This is a genomic window from Streptomyces liliifuscus (assembly GCF_016598615.1).
GTDB lineage: Bacteria > Actinomycetota > Actinomycetes > Streptomycetales > Streptomycetaceae > Streptomyces > Streptomyces liliifuscus.
In genome coordinates, this window is the sequence record NZ_CP066831.1 from 4,914,797 (window position 1) to 4,931,215 (window position 16,419).

At 71.5% G+C, this 16,419-nt stretch carries 13 protein-coding genes; 1 reads left to right on the plus strand and 12 read right to left on the minus strand.

Annotated features, from left to right (window positions below; all coding sequences use genetic code 11):
- Positions 1–35 precede the first annotated feature (35 nt).
- Entirely contained in the window at positions 36–1,136 is a 1,101-nt protein-coding gene (locus JEQ17_RS20720; protein WP_200396630.1) for a citrate synthase 2, read from the minus strand.
- Between the two features lie 301 nt (positions 1,137–1,437).
- On the opposite strand from JEQ17_RS20720, the gene pdxH reads away from it, so the two are divergent.
- Entirely contained in the window at positions 1,438–2,103 is a 666-nt protein-coding gene (gene pdxH, locus JEQ17_RS20725) for a pyridoxamine 5'-phosphate oxidase (RefSeq protein ID WP_234048292.1), read from the plus strand.
- Between the two features lie 22 nt (positions 2,104–2,125).
- On the opposite strand, the gene JEQ17_RS20730 is transcribed toward pdxH, so the two are convergent.
- The 11 genes from JEQ17_RS20730 to rox form a co-directional block, all read right to left on the minus strand.
- Positions 2,126–2,791: a hypothetical protein gene (locus JEQ17_RS20730; protein ID WP_200396631.1), complete on the minus strand. Its 666-nt coding sequence runs from the start codon at positions 2,789–2,791 to the stop codon at positions 2,126–2,128.
- A 90-nt stretch (positions 2,792–2,881) separates the two neighbouring features.
- Positions 2,882–3,565, minus strand: coding sequence for a TetR/AcrR family transcriptional regulator (locus JEQ17_RS20735; protein WP_234048293.1), 684 nt, complete (start codon positions 3,563–3,565; stop codon positions 2,882–2,884).
- Entirely contained in the window at positions 3,553–4,287 is a 735-nt protein-coding gene (locus JEQ17_RS20740) for an enoyl-CoA hydratase family protein (RefSeq protein ID WP_200396632.1), read from the minus strand. Before JEQ17_RS20740 ends, JEQ17_RS20735 begins: the two co-directional genes overlap by 13 nt.
- Positions 4,284–5,849: a 4-coumarate--CoA ligase family protein gene (locus JEQ17_RS20745; protein WP_200401619.1), complete on the minus strand. Its 1,566-nt coding sequence runs from the start codon at positions 5,847–5,849 to the stop codon at positions 4,284–4,286. Before JEQ17_RS20745 ends, JEQ17_RS20740 begins: the two co-directional genes overlap by 4 nt.
- Positions 5,850–5,895: 46 nt before the next feature.
- Positions 5,896–7,056: an acyl-CoA dehydrogenase family protein gene (locus JEQ17_RS20750; RefSeq protein WP_200396633.1), complete on the minus strand. Its 1,161-nt coding sequence runs from the start codon at positions 7,054–7,056 to the stop codon at positions 5,896–5,898.
- A 105-nt stretch (positions 7,057–7,161) separates the two neighbouring features.
- Positions 7,162–9,033 carry an acetyl/propionyl/methylcrotonyl-CoA carboxylase subunit alpha gene (locus tag JEQ17_RS20755; RefSeq protein WP_200396634.1) on the minus strand — a complete coding sequence of 624 codons (1,872 nt, stop codon included), beginning with the start codon at positions 9,031–9,033 and terminating at the stop codon, positions 7,162–7,164.
- Positions 9,034–9,041: 8 nt separating this feature from the next.
- Positions 9,042–10,640, minus strand: a complete 1,599-nt coding sequence (locus JEQ17_RS20760) for an acyl-CoA carboxylase subunit beta (protein WP_200396635.1) — start codon at positions 10,638–10,640, stop codon at positions 9,042–9,044.
- Positions 10,637–12,385: an acyclic terpene utilization AtuA family protein gene (locus tag JEQ17_RS20765; protein ID WP_200396636.1), complete on the minus strand. Its 1,749-nt coding sequence runs from the start codon at positions 12,383–12,385 to the stop codon at positions 10,637–10,639. Before JEQ17_RS20765 ends, JEQ17_RS20760 begins: the two co-directional genes overlap by 4 nt.
- The gene (locus JEQ17_RS20770; protein WP_200396637.1) at positions 12,382–13,182 is read right to left on the minus strand and encodes a TIGR03084 family metal-binding protein; all 801 of its coding nucleotides are present in this window, start codon (positions 13,180–13,182) and stop codon (positions 12,382–12,384) included. The genes JEQ17_RS20765 and JEQ17_RS20770 overlap by 4 nt, the downstream gene beginning before the upstream one ends.
- A gap of 595 nt (positions 13,183–13,777) precedes the next feature.
- The gene (locus JEQ17_RS20775; protein ID WP_407700069.1) at positions 13,778–14,788 is read right to left on the minus strand and encodes an EamA family transporter; all 1,011 of its coding nucleotides are present in this window, start codon (positions 14,786–14,788) and stop codon (positions 13,778–13,780) included.
- 153 nt (positions 14,789–14,941) lie between these two features.
- Positions 14,942–16,408 (minus strand): rifampin monooxygenase, encoded by a 1,467-nt coding sequence (rox, locus tag JEQ17_RS20780; protein WP_407700070.1) that lies wholly within the window; start codon positions 16,406–16,408, stop codon positions 14,942–14,944.
- Positions 16,409–16,419: the final 11 nt, after the last annotated feature.

The following is a 16,419-nucleotide window of genomic DNA, read 5'->3' on the forward strand; positions in this document are numbered from 1 at the left end:
GGCCGTGCGCACATGTGCTGGGCACACACGAGAAATCAGTGGGCGATGTCCTCGTAGCCCTGGATCTCGCCCGGGTTGCGGGTGCCCGGTCCTACATAGCGTGCGGAGGGCCGTACGAGCCGGCCCGTGCGCTTCTGTTCCAGGATGTGCGCGGACCAGCCGGCGGTGCGGGCACAGGTGAACATCGACGTGAACATGTGGGCCGGGACCTCGGCGAAGTCCAGGACGATGGCGGCCCAGAACTCGACGTTCGTGGCGAGGACGCGGTCCGGGCGGCGGGCGTGGAGCTCCGCCAGAGCCGCCTTCTCCAGGGCCTCGGCGACCTCGAAGCGAGGGGCGCCGAGCTCGCGGGCGGTGCGGCGCAGGACGCGTGCGCGGGGGTCCTCGGCGCGGTACACACGGTGTCCGAAGCCCATCAGCCGCTCGCCCTTGTCCAGAGCCTGCCGGACGTAGGCGTCGGCGTCGCCGGTGCGCTCGATCTCCTCGATCATGCCGAGGACTCGGGAGGGGGCGCCGCCGTGCAGCGGTCCCGACATGGCTCCGACGGCGCCCGAGAGGGCCGCCGCCACGTCGGCGCCGGTGGAGGCGATGACGCGGGCCGTGAAGGTGGAGGCGTTCATGCCGTGCTCGGCGGCGGACGTCCAGTACGCGTCGACGGCCGCGACGTGCTTGGGGTCGGGCTCCCCGCGCCAGCGGATCATGAAGCGTTCGACGACGGACCTGGCCTTGTCGATCTCGCGCTGCGGGACCATGGGCAGGCCCTGGCCACGGGCGGACTGGGCGACGTACGAGAGGGCCATGACGGCGGCGCGGGCGAGGTCCGCGCGGGCCTGCTGCTCGTCGATGTCGAGGAGCGGCCGCAGGCCCCACACGGGCGCGAGCATGGCGAGCGCGGACTGGACGTCCACGCGGATGTCACCGGAGTGGACGGGGATCGGGAACGGCTCGGCGGGCGGCAGGCCGGGGTTGAAGGCTCCGTCGACGAGCAGTCCCCAGACGTTGCCGAAGGAGACGTGGCCGACCAGATCCTCGATGTCGACGCCCCGGTACCGAAGGGCGCCGCCCTCCTTGTCCGGTTCGGCGATCTCCGTCTCGAAAGCGACGACTCCTTCGAGCCCGGGTACGAAGTCGGACATCAGGCGGCTCCTCATGATGTGTGCGACAGATGGTTTGCGGGGTGTGCGAGGGTGCTCGTGACCATATGTCTGTGATGGTGGTGGCCGTCCGGTTCCGCGGTCGCCTCGTGGACTCGCGGTCCGTACGTCACCCCGGTGATGCCCCGTCCGGATGGCGGTCACCCAACCGTTTCGGAAGCAGGACGATATCCCTTGGTGTCACCTTTGGGGAGAGTACGCGGCACTGAGTGCCATGGCGTGATGAAGGCCACGCCCGTCGGGTGCTCCTCTGCCGCCGTTCGGAATACGGCAGGATGACCGCGTGACCGACCGTGAACCCGTCCTCGACCCGGCGTTGATGCGCAAGCACTACCGGGCCGAGGGAATCGACGAGACAGAGCTGGCCGACCACCCGATGGAGCAGTTCGGGCGCTGGTTCGCCCTGGCCGCGAGGGACGGCCTGCTGTACGAGCCGAACGCCATGGTCGTCTCCACCGCGGACGCCGAGGGACGGCCCAGCTCCCGCACGGTCCTCATGAAGCAGTACGACGAGCAGGGGTTCGTCTTCTTCACCAACTACGAGTCCCGCAAGGCGCGCGACCTCGCCGCCAACCCGCACGTCTCCCTGCTCTTCCCCTGGCATGCGGTGGCCCGGCAGGTCATCGTCAGCGGGACGGCCCGGCGCACGGGCCGCGACGAGACGGCCGCGTACTTCCGCACCCGTCCGCACGGCTCCCAGCTCGGCGCCTGGACCAGCACCCAGTCCGCGGTGATCTCCTCCCGCGCCGAACTGGACTCCGCTTACGCCGAACTGGCCACCCGCTACCCCGAGGGCGAGCAGGTCCCGGTCCCTCCGAACTGGGGCGGATTCCGCGTCGCCCCCCGATCGGTCGAGTTCTGGCAGGGCCGCGAGAACCGCCTCCACGACCGCCTGCGCTATGTGACGCGGGAGGACGGGTCGTGGCGGGTGGAGCGGCTCAGTCCCTGAGACCACGGGGCCGGCGTCCGGGTCAGAGCTTGCCCCAGACGTGGCCCGTGCGGTGGCCGCCCAGCAGGCGGGATATCTCCTGGATGAAGTCCGGCCTTAGTTCCGGCCAGTTCCAGAACTCCAGGCCGAGATGGCCGAACGCGTAGTAGTCGTCCTCCCAGATCCAGTCCGTGAGGGCGACGGGACGGGCGCACGCGGGGCAGTCGACGGTCGCCGCGCCGGTCTCGTGCCAGGTGCCCATCGCGGCGGCGAAGTTGGGCCATCCGCCGTTCTCCGGCTCGTCCTCGCCGGAGTCCGCCCCGTCCGAGTCCGCCCCGCCCGCCCGGCTCTCCCCGGAAGCCTCGTAGTCCTCGTCGTAGGGCTCGTCGTAGGTCTCGCCGCTCAGTGGAGTCGTCGCCCTGCAGCGGGGGCAGGTGACGGACTCGGGGCCGCCCTGGCCGCTGTCGAAGACCGTCCGCCCGGTGTGCACGGCGAGACCGTCCCACGGATCCCAGTCCGGGGACTCCTCCACCGCGCGCCGCCAGTTCGGCCCAGGCGGATGTCCGAGCGGCTGCCCAAGCACGCAGTCCGTGCGCTCGCCGAGCACGATCCCCTCCGCGACCAGCCACTCCACGACCCGTGCCGCGAGCGCCCGCGCCTCGTCCGCCGTCGCGTCGACGTCCACGACCGTCTGGAAGTGGTCCCCCATGCCGCTGCCCCCGCTGTCACCGATCCGCCACCGGTCTCGAACGCTACGCGCCGCCACTGACAACGCCCCTCGGCTCTCCCGGAAGGGCCCTCAGCCCAGCACCCCGTCGAGGATCTCCGACCACTGGGCGACCACTCGTTCGCGGCGGGCCTTGTCGTCCGTGAGGAGGTTGGCCAGGCCCAGGCCCCGGGACATGTCGAGGAGGCCCTGGACGGTCTCCCGGGCGCCGGGGCGGGTTTCGTCGGCGTTCAGGAGCTCCACGGCTATGCGGTGGGTCTCGCGGCCGACGCGCGCCTCCAACTCCGTTACGCGGGGCCGTAGTTGCTCCTCGTTGGAGGCGGCCACCCAGAGGTGGAGGGCGGCGCGGAAGAGGGGGCCCGTGTAGAGGTCGACGAGGGCGGCGACGACCGCGTGGCGGTCCGTGGGGCCGTCGGGGAACAGGTCGCGCAGGGCGGTGGAGCGTTCTTCGGCGACGTACTCGACGGCTGCCGTGAAGAGGTCCTCGCGGGTCGGGAAGTGGTGCTGGGCGGCGCCCCGGGAGACGCCGGCGCGTTCGGCGACGACGGAGACCGTGGAGCCCGCCCAGCCGTGTTCGGCGAGGCAGGCGACCGCGGCTTCGAGGAGGCGCTGCCGGGTGGCCCGGCTGCGGTCCTGCTTGGGGACGCGCTCGACCGGCGGCGCGCCGTTCACCACGCCGCCGTTCACCACGCTGCCGGTCGTCGCGCCGTCCGTCGTCGCGCCACCGGTCGTCGCGCCGCCGTTCACCACACCCATGAGGGATCCCGTCGTTCGAGGAAGGCCGTCATTCCCTCGCGGGCCCCCGCGGAGGAGAACAGCCGGGCCGAGAGCGCGGTGAGGTCGGCCGCGTCCCGGTCAAAGGTGTCCAGCACCTTAGCCGTGAGCAGCCGTTTCGTCTCGGCGAGCCCCTGCGGGGAGGATCGCCGCAGTCCGTCGAGCACGGGCGCGAGTACGTCGTCGGCGTCCTCGCCCGCCGCGGTGACGAGGCCGATCCGGGCGGCCTCGTCCGCGTCGAACTTCTCCCCGGTGAGGTAGTAGCGGGCCACCGCGCGCGGGTCGAGCCGCGGCAGCAGGGGCAGCGAGATCACGGCCGGGGCGACCCCGATGCGTACCTCCGTGAAGGCGAACGTGGCCTCCTGGGAGGCCACGGCGATGTCGCAGGCGCCGAGCAGTCCGAGGCCGCCCGCGCGCACATGGCCTGTGACGCGGGCGACGACGGGTTTGGGCAGTTCGACGATCTGGCGCAGCAGGGCGACCAGGACGTCCGGGTCCGGCGGGTCGCGCAGGTCCGCGCCCGCGCTGAAGGTGTTGCCGGTGTGGGTGAGGACGACGGCTCGTACGTCGCCGTCCTTGCCGCACTCCGTGAGCGCGTCCGCCAGCTCCCCCACCAGCTGGGCGGAGAGGGCGTTGCGCCGCTCGGGCGCGTCGAGCGCGAGGGTGGTGATCCCGCGCTCGTGCGCCCGTCGTACCACCGTCATGCGCGCTCCCTCAGTTCCCGCCGCAGGATCTTGCCGGAGGCCGCCCTGGGCACGCCTTCGATGAAGACGACCTGCCTGATCTTCTTGTACGGGGCGACGCGCTCGGCGACGTACCCCATGACCTCGTCCTCGGTGAGGTCCTCCGCGGCCGGCTGACGCACCACGTACGCGTGCGGGCGCTCGTTGTTGTCGCTGTCGTAGACCCCAATGACGGCGGCGTCGGCGATGCCCGGGTGGGTGAGCAGGAGGGCCTCCAGTTCGGCGGGGGCCACCTGGAAGCCCTTGTACTTGATGAGTTCCTTGACGCGGTCGACGACGTACAGCCAGCCGCCCGCGTCGACGTGCCCGACGTCCCCGGTGTGCAGCCAGCCGTCCTCGTCGATCATCGCGGCGGTCGCCTCGGGGCGGCCGAGGTAGCCCTTCATGACCTGCGGTCCGCGGATGACGATCTCGCCGCGCTCGTCGACGCCGACGTCCTTGGCGGGGTCGTCGAGGGAGACGATGCGCATCTGGGTGCCTGGGATGAGTTTTCCGACGCTTCCGGGCGGCGGGTTCACGCTGTCCCGGGGTACGACGTGTGTGCCGGGCGACAGTTCCGTCATGCCGTACGCCTGGCCGACGGGCGGCAGTCCCAGCCTGCGCGAACAGGCCTCCGCCAGCTCGGCGTCCAGGGGCGCGGCCGCGCTGATGATGTACTCCAGGGACGACAGGTCGTAGCCCTCGACGGCCGGGTGCTTGGCGAGGGCGAGGACGATCGGCGGGGCCACGTACAGGCCCGTGATGCGGTGTTTCTCGATGGCCGCGAGGAACGTCTCCAGGTCGAATCGCGGCAGTACGACGACGGTGGCGCCCTGCCTCAGCGGCGCGTTCATGAGCGCGGTGAGCCCGTAAATGTGGAAGAACGGCAGGACGGCGAGGATACGGTCGCCGGGGCCCATCGGCATGGTGGGCGACAGCTGCGCCAGGTTGGTGGCGATGTTCCGGTGGGTGAGCATCACGCCCTTGGGGACACCGGTCGTCCCGGAGGAGTACGGGAGGGCCGCCACGTCCTCCACCGGGTCGATGTCGATCTCCGGCTCGGGGGCCGTGGAGCCCAGCATGTCGAGCAGCGAGCGGTGTCCGGGTGCCTGGTCGCAGACGAAGATCTCCCGTACGCCGCCCGCGAGTTCGGCCGCCGTACGGGCCGTGTCGAGGAGCGGTGACACGGTGACGATCCACTCGGCCTTGCAGTCCCGCAGCTGCTTGGCGAACTCCTCGGGCGTGGCGAGCGGATGCACGGTCGTGACCGACGCCCCCGCGCGCGTGGCGGCGAAGAACGCCACCGGGAACGCGACGGTGTTGGGGCTGTGCAGCGCCAGCACGTCCCCCTTGCCGACGCCGAGGTCGGCGAGTTCGGCGGCGATCCGCCGGTGGAACGTGTCGAGTTGGGCGTAGGTGAGGGTCATCCCGTCCACGCCGTCGATCAGCGCGGGGGTGTCGCCCCGGGAGGCGGCGCGGCCCAGCACCGCCTCGTGGATGGGTTCTTCGACGGCGGGGACGTCTTCGTACTCGCTGCGGAACACCATGGCGGGCCCTTTCCAGGAGCCGGAAGTTGTAGAGGAGATAGTGCTAGTAGGACTTCGGCAGGCCCAGGGTCTGGTGCGAGACGTAGTTGAGGATCATTTCCCGGCTGACGGGCGCGATCCGGGCCACCCGGGATGCCGTGATGAGGGACGCGAGGCCGAACTCGCCGGTCAGGCCGTTGCCGCCGAGGGTGTGCACGGACTGGTCGACCGCTTTCACACAGGCTTCGCCGGCCGCGTACTTGGCCATGTTGGCGGCCTCTCCGGCTCCCGCGTCGTCCCCGGAGTCGTACAGGAAGGCCGCCTTCTGCATCATCAGACGGGCGAGTTCCAGGTCGATGTGCGCCTGCGCCAGGGGGTGGGCGATGGCCTGGTGGGCGCCGATCGGGTCCCTCCAGACGGTGCGTTCGCGGGCGTAGGTGATGGCCCTGGAGAGGGCGTAGCGGCCCATGCCGATCGCGAAGGCCGCGGTCATGATGCGCTCGGGGTTGAGGCCCGCGAAGAGCTGCAGCAGGCCCGCGTCCTCGTCTCCGACGAGTGCGTCGGCGGGCAGCCGTACGTCGTCGAGGGTGAGCTCGAACTGCTTCTCCGCGCCGTGCAGTTCCATGTCGATCTGCCGCCGCTCGAAGCCGGGGGCGTCGCGCGGGACGATGAACAGGCAGGGCTTGAGCTTGCCCGTACGGGCGTCCTCCGCGCGGCCGACGATGAGCGTGGCGTCCGCGATGTCCACGCCGGAGATGAAGACCTTGCGGCCGGTGAGGATCCAGTCGGTGCCGTCCCGGCGGGCGGTCGTGGTGATGCGGTGGCTGTTGGAGCCGGCGTCGGGTTCGGTGATGCCGAAGGCCATGGTGCGGGTTCCGTCGGCCAGGGCCGGGAGCCAGTCCTGTTTCTGGTCGTCCGTGCCGAAGCGGGCGATCACTGTGCCGCAGATGGCCGGGGAGACGACCATCATGAGGAGGGGGCAGCCCGCGGCGCCCAACTCCTCCAGGACGATGGAGAGTTCGGCGATGCCGCCGCCTCCGCCGCCGTATGCCTCCGGCAGGTTGACGCCCAGGTAGCCCAGCTTGGCTGCCTCTGACCAGAGTTCGTCGGGGTGGGCGCCGGCGGCGATGACCTTGGTGAGGTATTCGCGGCCGTAGCGGTTGCCGAGGGCCGCCACGGCTGCTCGGAGGGCCTTGTGTTCGTCTGTTTCGAGGACGGTTGTCATGGGGCTCCTCAGGGGGAGGGGTGTCCTGTTGTGTGGAGGGTGCGGGTTCGTTGTGGCTTGTCGCGCAGTTCCCCGCGCCCCTAGAAGCAGCCGGTCTCGACGCCTCTAAAGGGGCGCCTCTTGCTGGACGACCGCCAACAAGGCGCCCACCTCCACCTGTTGGCCGGGGGCGGCATGGAGGGCCGTGAGCGTGCCTGTTGTCGGGGCTGTGATCTTGTGTTCCATCTTCATTGCCTCCAGCCAGATGAGGGGGTCACCGGTCTTTACGGCGGAGCCTGTGGTCAGGCCGTCTGCGATTCGGGCGACCGTGCCGGGCATGGGGGCCAGGAGGGAGCCGGGGGCCTGTTGGGCGGTGGGGTCCGGGAAGCGGGGCAGCGCGGTGAGCGTGGTGGTGTTCACATAGACGCGGTCGTCGTGGCGGGTGACGTCGAACTTCCGGCGTACGCCGTCGATTTCGAGTACGACGAGATCCGCGGCGGCGCTCAGCACGCGGACGCCGTCTGCGGTCAGGCCCTCGCGGGTGTGCCGGTAGTGGACCTCGTGTTCGCCGTCCGCCGAGGCGTAGCGCTTGGTCTGGGGCCGGGAGGGCAGGTTGCGCCAGCCGCCGAACCGGGAGCGGCCGTGGGCGTCCGCGAGGGCGGCGGCCAGAGGGGCGTACGGGTCCGGGGCGGCCGTGGTGAGGTCGGCCAGGTGGCGGTCGTAGAACGCCGTGTCCATGCGGGCCGTCGTGAACTCCTCGTGGCGCAGGGAGCGTACGAGGAGGTCGCGGTTGGTGACCGGGCCGTGGATCGTGGCCCGCTCCAGAGCTCCGGCCAGTCGGCGGATCGCCTCCGCGCGCGTGGGGGCGTATGCGACGGCCTTGGCGAGCATGGCGTCGTAGTGGACGCCGATCGTGTCGCCGTCCTCGTAGCCGGTGTCCAGGCGGATGCCCGGTACGGACAGGCGGTGCAGGGTGCCGGTCTGCGGGGCCCAGTTCCGGGCGGGGTCCTCGGCGTAGAGGCGGGCCTCCACCGCGTGGCCGGACGGCTGCGGTGGTTCGCCGTCCAGTCGTGCTCCCTCGGCGACGCTCAGCTGCAGGGCGACCAGGTCGATGCCGAACACGGCCTCCGTGACCGGGTGTTCGACCTGGAGGCGGGTGTTCATCTCCAGGAAGTGGACGTCGTCCCCGGAGACCAGGAACTCGACGGTGCCCGCGCCCGCGTAGGTGATCGTGCGGGCGGCGGCCGTCGCCGCGGAGTGCAGGCGTTCCTCGACACCAGGGGCGAGGCCGGGCGCGGGTGCCTCCTCGATCACTTTCTGGTGGCGGCGCTGGAGGGAGCAGTCGCGGGTGCCGTAGGCCCATACGGTGCCGTGGGTGTCGGCGACGATCTGCACCTCGACATGGCGTCCGTGCTCGACGTACGGCTCGACGAATACCGTGCCGTCCCCGAAGGCGCTCCGGGCCTCGGCCGACGCGGCCTCCAACTCGCCCTTGAGGTCGGCGAGTTCGCGGACGATCCGCATGCCGCGGCCGCCGCCGCCCGACGCCGCCTTCACCAGGACCGGCAGATCGGCCCCGGTCACCGCGTCGGGGTCCAGGGGGGCGAGCAACGGCACCCCGGCGGCCGCCATCAGCTCCTTGGCACGGGTCTTGGAGGCCATCGCCTCGATCGCCTCGGGCGGCGGGCCGATCCAGACCAGGCCCGCGTCGAGGACGGCCCGCGCGAAGTCGGCGTTCTCGGACAGGAAGCCGTACCCGGGGTGCACGGCCTCCGCGCCGGCCGTCAGCGCGGCCTTCACGATCAGCTCGCCGCGCAGATACGTCTCGGAGGGTGTCGATCCCGGCAGGCGTACCGCGGCGTCGGCCACGCGCGCGTGGAGGGCGTTCTCGTCGGCGTCCGAGTAGACGGCGACAGTTCGGATGTCCAACTCACGGCAGGTTCGGAAGACTCGGCAGGCGATCTCGCCCCGGTTGGCGACCAGCACACTCGAAATCATGGGACCTCTCACATCCGGAAGACGCCGAAGCCGCCGCGTGCGCCCTCGTAGGGCGCCGTGTGGATCGCGGACAGACACAGGCCGAGGACGGTGCGGGTGTCGCGGGGATCGATGACCCCGTCGTCGTACAGCCGCCCGGACAGGAACATCGGCAGGGACTCGGACTCGATCTGCTGCTCGACCATGGCGCGCAGGGCGGCGTCGGCGTCCTCGTCGTAGGGCTGCCCCTTCGCGGCGGCGGACTGCCGGGCGACGATCGACAGGACGCCCGCGAGCTGCTGGGGGCCCATGACGGCGGACTTGGCGCTGGGCCAGGCGAAGAGAAAGCGGGGGTCGTAGGCGCGGCCGCACATGCCGTAGTGCCCGGCTCCGTACGACGCGCCCATGAGCACGGAGAGATGGGGCACGCGGCTGTTGCTCACCGCGTTGATCATCATCGCGCCGTGCTTGATGATGCCGCCCTGCTCGTACTCCTTGCCGACCATGTAGCCGGTGGTGTTGTGCAGGAAGAGGAGCGGGATGTCCCGCTGGTTGGCCAGCTGGATGAACTGGGCCGCCTTCTGGGACTCCTCGCTGAACAGCACGCCCTGGGCGTTGGCGAGGATGCCGACCGGGTAGCCGTGCAGGGTCGCCCAACCGGTGACCAGGCTGCTCCCGTACAGCGGCTTGAACTCGTCGAAGTCGGAGGCGTCGACGAGGCGCGCGACGACCTCGCGGGGGTCGAAGGGCGTGCGCAGATCCCCGGGGACGATGCCGAGGAGTTCGTCCTCGTCGTACTTGGGCGGGGCGGCCGGGCCCGGATCGCCGTACGCCTTGCGGTGGTTGAGACGGGCGACGACGCGCCGCGCCTGCCGCAGGGCGTCCTGCTCGTCGACGGCGAAGTAGTCGGCGAGGCCCGACACGCGCGCGTGCATCTCGGCGCCGCCCAGCGACTCGTCGTCGCTCTCCTCCCCGGTGGCCATCTTGACGAGAGGCGGACCGCCGAGGAAGACCTTCGCCCGCTCCTTGACCATGATCACGTGGTCGGACATGCCGGGGATGTACGCGCCGCCCGCGGTCGAGTTGCCGAAGACGACCGCGACGGTCGGGATGCCGGCCGCCGACAACCGTGTGATGTCACGGAAGATGGCGCCCCCGGGGATGAAGATCTCCTTCTGGGAGGGCAGGTCGGCGCCGCCGGACTCGACGAGGCTGATGCAGGGCAGACGGTTGGCGAGCGCGATGTCGTTCGCCCTGAGCGCCTTCTTCAGGCTCCAGGGGTTGCTGGCACCGCCGCGCACGGTCGGGTCGTTCGCCGTGATCAGGCACTCCACGCCCTCGACGACCCCGATGCCGGTGACGAGCGAGGCGCCGACCGCGTAGTCGCTCCCCCAGGCGGCGAGCGGCGACAGCTCCAGGAACGGTGTGTCGGGGTCGAGGAGCAGCTCGATGCGCTCGCGGGCGAGCAGTTTGCCGCGCTTTCGATGCCGGGCGACGTACTTCTCGCCGCCGCCCGCGAGGGCCTTCGCATGCTCGGCGTCCAGCTCGGTGAGCTTGGCGAGCATGGCCTCGCGATGGGCGGCGTAGTCCGGGGAGGCGGTGTCCAGCGCGGACGCCAGGACCGTCACAGCAGTACCTCCGGGATGTCGAGGTGGCGGGAGCGCAGCCATTCGCCGAGGGCCTTGGCCTGCGGATCGAAACGGTGCTGGGCGGCGACGCCCTCGCCGAGAACGCCCTCCACCACGAAGTTGAGGGCGCGCAGGTTCGGCAGGACGTGCCGTACGACGGTCAGGTCGGCGGTTTCCGGTAGGAGTTCGCGGAACCGGTCGGTGGTGAGGGTGTGCGCCAGCCAGCGCCAGGCGTCGTCCGTGCGGACCCAGACGCCGACGTTCGCGTTGCCGCCCTTGTCGCCGCTGCGGGCTCCGGCGACGAGGCCGAGGGGGGCGCGGCGGGTCGATCCCGGGGGTTCGGGCAGTGGCTCCGGCAGCGGGGGTTCCGCCGGCGGCTCCAGTACGCGGGTGTCCTGGGCCGGCATCACATGGATCCGGTGCCCGTCGTGGAGGACGGCCATATGGTCCACGTCGCCATGGGGGACGTACACGTCCTCGAAGACCCCATAGGGCGCGCCCTTTCCGGGTGGCGCCAACACATGGAATCCGGGGTAGCTGCCGAGCGCCAGCTCTACGGCGGCTCCGCTGAGGGTCCGGCCCACCATGTCCTGGTCGGGGTCGCGGACGACGAGCCTGAGGAGGGCGCTGGCCGTCTCCTCGGTGGGGGCGTCGGGCTGGTCGGTGCGGGCGAGTTCCCAACGGACGTCGGCCGGGCGGGACTTGGCCGCCATGAGCGCGGTCTCCAGCTGGGCCCGTACGAGCGCGGCCTTCTTCTCGATGTCGAGCCCGGTCAGGACGAAGACGACCTCGTTGCGGAAACCGCCGAGCCGGTTGAGCCCGACCTTGAGGGTGGGCGGCGGGGCCTCGCCGCGCACACCGTCGATCCGTACCCGGTCGGGGCCCTCCTGGGTGAGCCGGACCGAGTCGAGACGCGCGGTGACGTCGGGGCCCGCGTACCGGGCGCCGGACGTCTCGTACAGGAGCTGGGCGGTGACCGTGCCGAGGTCGACGACGCCGCCGGTGCCGTCGTGCTTGGTGATGACGCTCGTGCCGTCCTCGTGGAGTTCGGCGACGGGGAAGCCCGGGTGGTGCAGGCGGTCCGGGTCGTGCTCGGCGAAGAAGGCGTAGTTGCCGCCGGTGGCCTGCGTGCCGCACTCCAGGACGTGCCCGGCGACGACGGCACCCGCGAGCCGGTCGTACGCGTCCGGTGCCCAGCCGAAGTGGGCGGCGGCCGGTCCCGTGACCAGGGCGGCGTCGGTGACTCGGCCGGTGACGACGATGTCCGCGCCCTCGCGGAGGCAGGTGGCGATGCCTTCGCCGCCCAGGTAGGCGTGCGCGGCGAGGCTCTTGGGATGGCGTGCGGTGAGGTCGTCGCCCTCGACGTGCGCCACCCGCGCCGGGATGCCGAGCCGCTGGGCCAACTCCCGTACGGCGTCGGCGAGTCCGGCCGGATTGAGGCCGCCGGCGTTGGCGACGATGCGTACGCCCTTCTCGTGCGCGAGCCCGAGACACTCCTCCAACTGCCGCAGGAAGGTGCGCGCATAGCCGCCTGCCGGGTTCTTGAGGCGGTCGCGGCCGAGGATGAGCATGGTCAGCTCGGCGAGATAGTCGCCGGTCAGGACGTCCAGGGGGCCGCCGGTGAGCATCTCGCGCATCGCGTCGAACCGGTCGCCGTAGAAGCCGGAGGCGTTGCCGATACGGAGGGTACTGGCCACAGGGGCCGGTGTTGATCCTGTCGTGGAACGGACCCCTGAGCCGGTCATCCCGTGGCCCCCTTCGGTGCGCGGCCGGTGCCGGGCGGACCCGCGAAGGCCTGCGCGATGTCGAGCCAGCGGTCGGCGTCGGGGCCCTGCGCCCGTACGGCGAGATCGGCGCGGTGGGCCCGCCGGGTGACGAGCAGGCAGAAGTCGAGGGCGGGGCCGGTGACGCGCTGGGTCGCGTCCTCGGGGCCGTACGTCCACAGCGCGCCGTCGCCGGAGGGTGCCGTCAGTTCGACCCGGAACTCCTCCTCCGGCGCGTCCAGCCCCTGTACCCCGAAGGCGAAGTTCCGGGCTCGCACCCCGATGCGCGCCACATGCCGCAGCCGGTCGGTGGGTGGCCTCATCACATGCAACGCGTCGGCGATGTCCTGGCCGTGGGCCCAGGTCTCCATCAGCCGGGCCGTCGCCATGGAGGCGGCGGACATCGGCGGCCCGTACCAGGGGAAGCGCACTCCTCTGGGTGCCGAACACAGCACCTTGTGCAGGGCGTCGCGCCCCGCGCGCCACTCGGCGAGCAGCCGTTCGGGCGGCAGTCCGGCGCCTTCCTCGGCACCCTCGTCGACGAACCGGTCCGGGGCGGCGAGCGCCTTTTCCACCTCCGCCCCGAAGGCCGCCAGGTCGGTCGCCGCGAGCAGCGCCGACCGGTCGGTCCAGGTGAGATGCGCGATCTGATGGGCGACGGTCCAGCCCACCGCCGGGGTCGCGAGCGCCCAGGCGTCCTCGCTCAACTCCCCCACCAGCCGGTCGAGTTCCTCGCTCTCGTCGCGCAGGTCGTCGAACACGGGCGTCGGATCGGTCACGATGCGCTCCCCTCGGACACGGCGGTGTGCGGCGCGGTGTGCCCAGGAGCATGGCAGCGACCGAAGAAACAATCAAGCGTGCTTGGATTATTGAAACCGGGATGGCGGAGGGCAGGTCTGGAGGCGGGGCCGGGACGGAGGCCGGGGCCGGAGCCGGGGCGGAGGCCGGGGCCGGAGCCGGGGCGGAGGCCGGGGCCGGAGCCGGGGCGGAGGCCGGAGCCGGGGCGGAGGCCGGGGCCGGAGCCGGGGCGGAGGCCGGGGCCGGAGCCGGGGCGGAGGCCGGGGCCGGAGTCAGGGCCGGGGCCGGAGCCGGGGCCGGGGCCGGGGCCGGAGCCGGGGACGGAGTCGGAGTCGGGGCCGGAGTCGGAGTCGGAGTCGGAGTCGGGGCCGGGGAGAAGCGCATCGGCCGGAGGGAACCCTCGTCGGCCGGGGAGGAGCCCGCCGACTGGCGCCCGTCGGTCGGGGAGAAGCCCATCGGTCGGAGAGAACCCCGCCGGCTGGGGAGAAGCCTGCCGGTCGAGGGGAAGCCCGCCGGGCGGAGAGAAGCCCGTCGGTCTGCGGCCGGGGCAGGCCCCTCACCGGCGGGGCGGCGCGTCTAGGAGTCGAGCCCCTTGGCCCTGCCCCGGCCCACCTGGGTTCGTACCGCCCCCATGCTTGCCGCGATGACGAGTGTGATCGCCAGGGCCTCTGTCATGGACAGGGTCTGGCTCAGGACCAGGAAGCCGGCGATGGACGCGACGGCCGGTTCGAGGCTCATGAGGACGGCGAAGGTGGAGGCGGGCAGGCGGCGCAGGGCGAGGAGTTCGAGGGTGTAGGGGAGCACGGAGGAGAGGACGGCGACGGCCGAGCCCAGCGCGAGCGTGGTCGGATCCAGCAGCTTCGAGCCGGACTCGACGAGCCCGAGCGGCAGGAACAGCACGGCCGCGACCGCCATGGCCAGCGCCAGCCCGTCGGCCTGCGGGAAGCGCCGCCCCGTACGGGCACTGAAGACGATGTACGCGGCCCACATCGCACCGGCCGACAGGGCGAACGCGACACCGACCGGGTCGAGGCTGTCGAAGCCTCCGCCGCCGAGAAGGAAGACGCCACCGAGGGCGAGGCCGGCCCAGACGAAGTTGAGGGCGCGGCGGGAGGCCACCACCGAGAGCACGAGGGGGCCGAGCACTTCCAGCGTGACGGCGGGGCCGAGCGGGATGCGGGCGACCGACTGGTAGAAGAGGCCGTTCATCGCGGCCATCGTGATGCCGAAGACGACGACGGTCCCCCAGTCGACGCGCGAGTGCCCGCGCAGCTTGGGGCGGCAGACCACGAGCATCACGATCGCGGCGACCGCGAGGCGCAGCGTGACCACGCCGAGCGCTCCGGTGCGCGGCATGAGCGTCACGGCGAGGGCGCCGCCGAACTGGACGGAGATGCCCCCGGCGAGCACGAGTCCCACGGGGCCGAGGGCCCGGATCCCGCGCGGACCGTCCGCCGGGCTCCCCGTCGAGCCCTCCGCCGAACCGGTCGTCGGGCCGGCCCCCGGGTCGGACACGGGGGCCGGCCCGGCGACGGCGGCCGTGGGGTCGGCGACCGACGGGGACCGGTCAGCGCTGGGGATGTTCACGGGGCCGTCCAGGAAGTTCGGGTCGAGAGCTGTTGCACGTTGCAGTGCATCGTAGTGGACTTTCCGGTCCAGGGTAATGGACTCAGTCAGGTCTGTACAACAGTTTTGCAGCTTACGACGCGGTGAAATGTCCTGGGTGACCCGGCGCCGGAATCAGTTGGCGGGCCTGCCGAACCAGCGGGCGAGGTGGTCGTCCAGGTCCCGCTGGTCGTCGCCGATCCAGGCGACGTGGCCGTCGGGGCGTAGCAGGACGCACGGAACGTCCAGTGCCGCGGTGGGATCCGAGAGGTGATCGACCCGGTCCGACCAGCCGCCGACGGTCAGGCGTTCGGTACGGTCCAGCAGCAGGCCTCGGCCTCGGTGCAGCAGGCCGAAGAGGTGGCCCTGTCTCACGTCGATGTCGCGCAGGCGGCGGCCGAGCAGGTCGGGGCCTTCGCCGAAGTCGTAGCGGATGCCGATCGCGGTGATCTTCTCGATCAGGTGGCGGTTCACCTCGTCGAAGTCCATCAGTTCGGTGAGCAGCCTGCGCAGGGCCTGCGGGCCCGGTTCGGTGGAGTGCAGTTCCATCTGGGCGCGGGTGTTGTCCAGCACGTCCTCGGCGACCGGATGACGTTCGGCCTGGTAGGTGTCCAGCAGCGTTTCCGGCGCCCAGCCGCGGATCTGTGCGGCCAGTTTCCAGCCGAGGTTGAACGCGTCCTGAACGCCCAGGTTGAGACCCTGTCCGCCGACGGGTGGATGGATGTGTGCCGCGTCGCCGGCCAGCAGCACCCGCCCGACCCGATAACGCTCGACGAGCCGGGTGGCGTCCCCGAAGCGGGACAGCCAGCGCGGGGAGTGCACGCCGAAATCGGTTCCGGCGATCGCCCGCAGCTGCTGCCTGAAATCCTGGAGGGTGGGCGGTTCCGCGCGGTCGCCGACTCCCGCGGCGGGAACTACGACGCTGTACGCCTTTTCGCCGAAGGGCCTGAGCCAGAACCGCTGATTGGTCCCGCCGATTTCGGCCACCTTGGCGGCGACCTCCTCCTGCGGCACACCCACTTGCATCTCGCCCATAAGCGTCTCGGTCCGCGAGGGCTCGCCGGGGAAGCCGACGCCGAGCAGTTTGCGTACCGTACTGCGCCCGCCGTCACAGCCGACGAGATAACGCGCACGCACCTGCTCGCCGTCAGCAAGGTCGACGGTCACGCCCTCGTCGTCCTGTTCGAGACCAGCCACCGCACAACCGCGCCGGACCCGCGCACCCAGTTCGATCGCGTGCTCTTCGAGCAGGCGGACGACGACCGGCTGCGGGATGCCCAGCAGATAGGCGTGCGCGGAATCCAGGCCCTCGGGCGCGGGTTTGTGGATGGCGGCGAAGAATCCGGCGGCCGGACGCTTTCTTCCGTGTTCGAGAACGCGATCCAGCAGTCCGCGCATTGCCATCAGCTCGACACTGCGAATGTGCAGACCGACGATGCGGACGAACGAGGCGGGCTCGGTTTCCTTCTCCAGGACGAGTACCCGCACATCGTGCAGCCGCAGTTCGGCGGCCAGCGTCGCGCCGGTCGGCCCGCACCCGGCAATGATCACGTCGAACGTGGCCGTATCCAGATCCGTCGCCGTATCCGTATCCGCATCCATATCCGTATTCG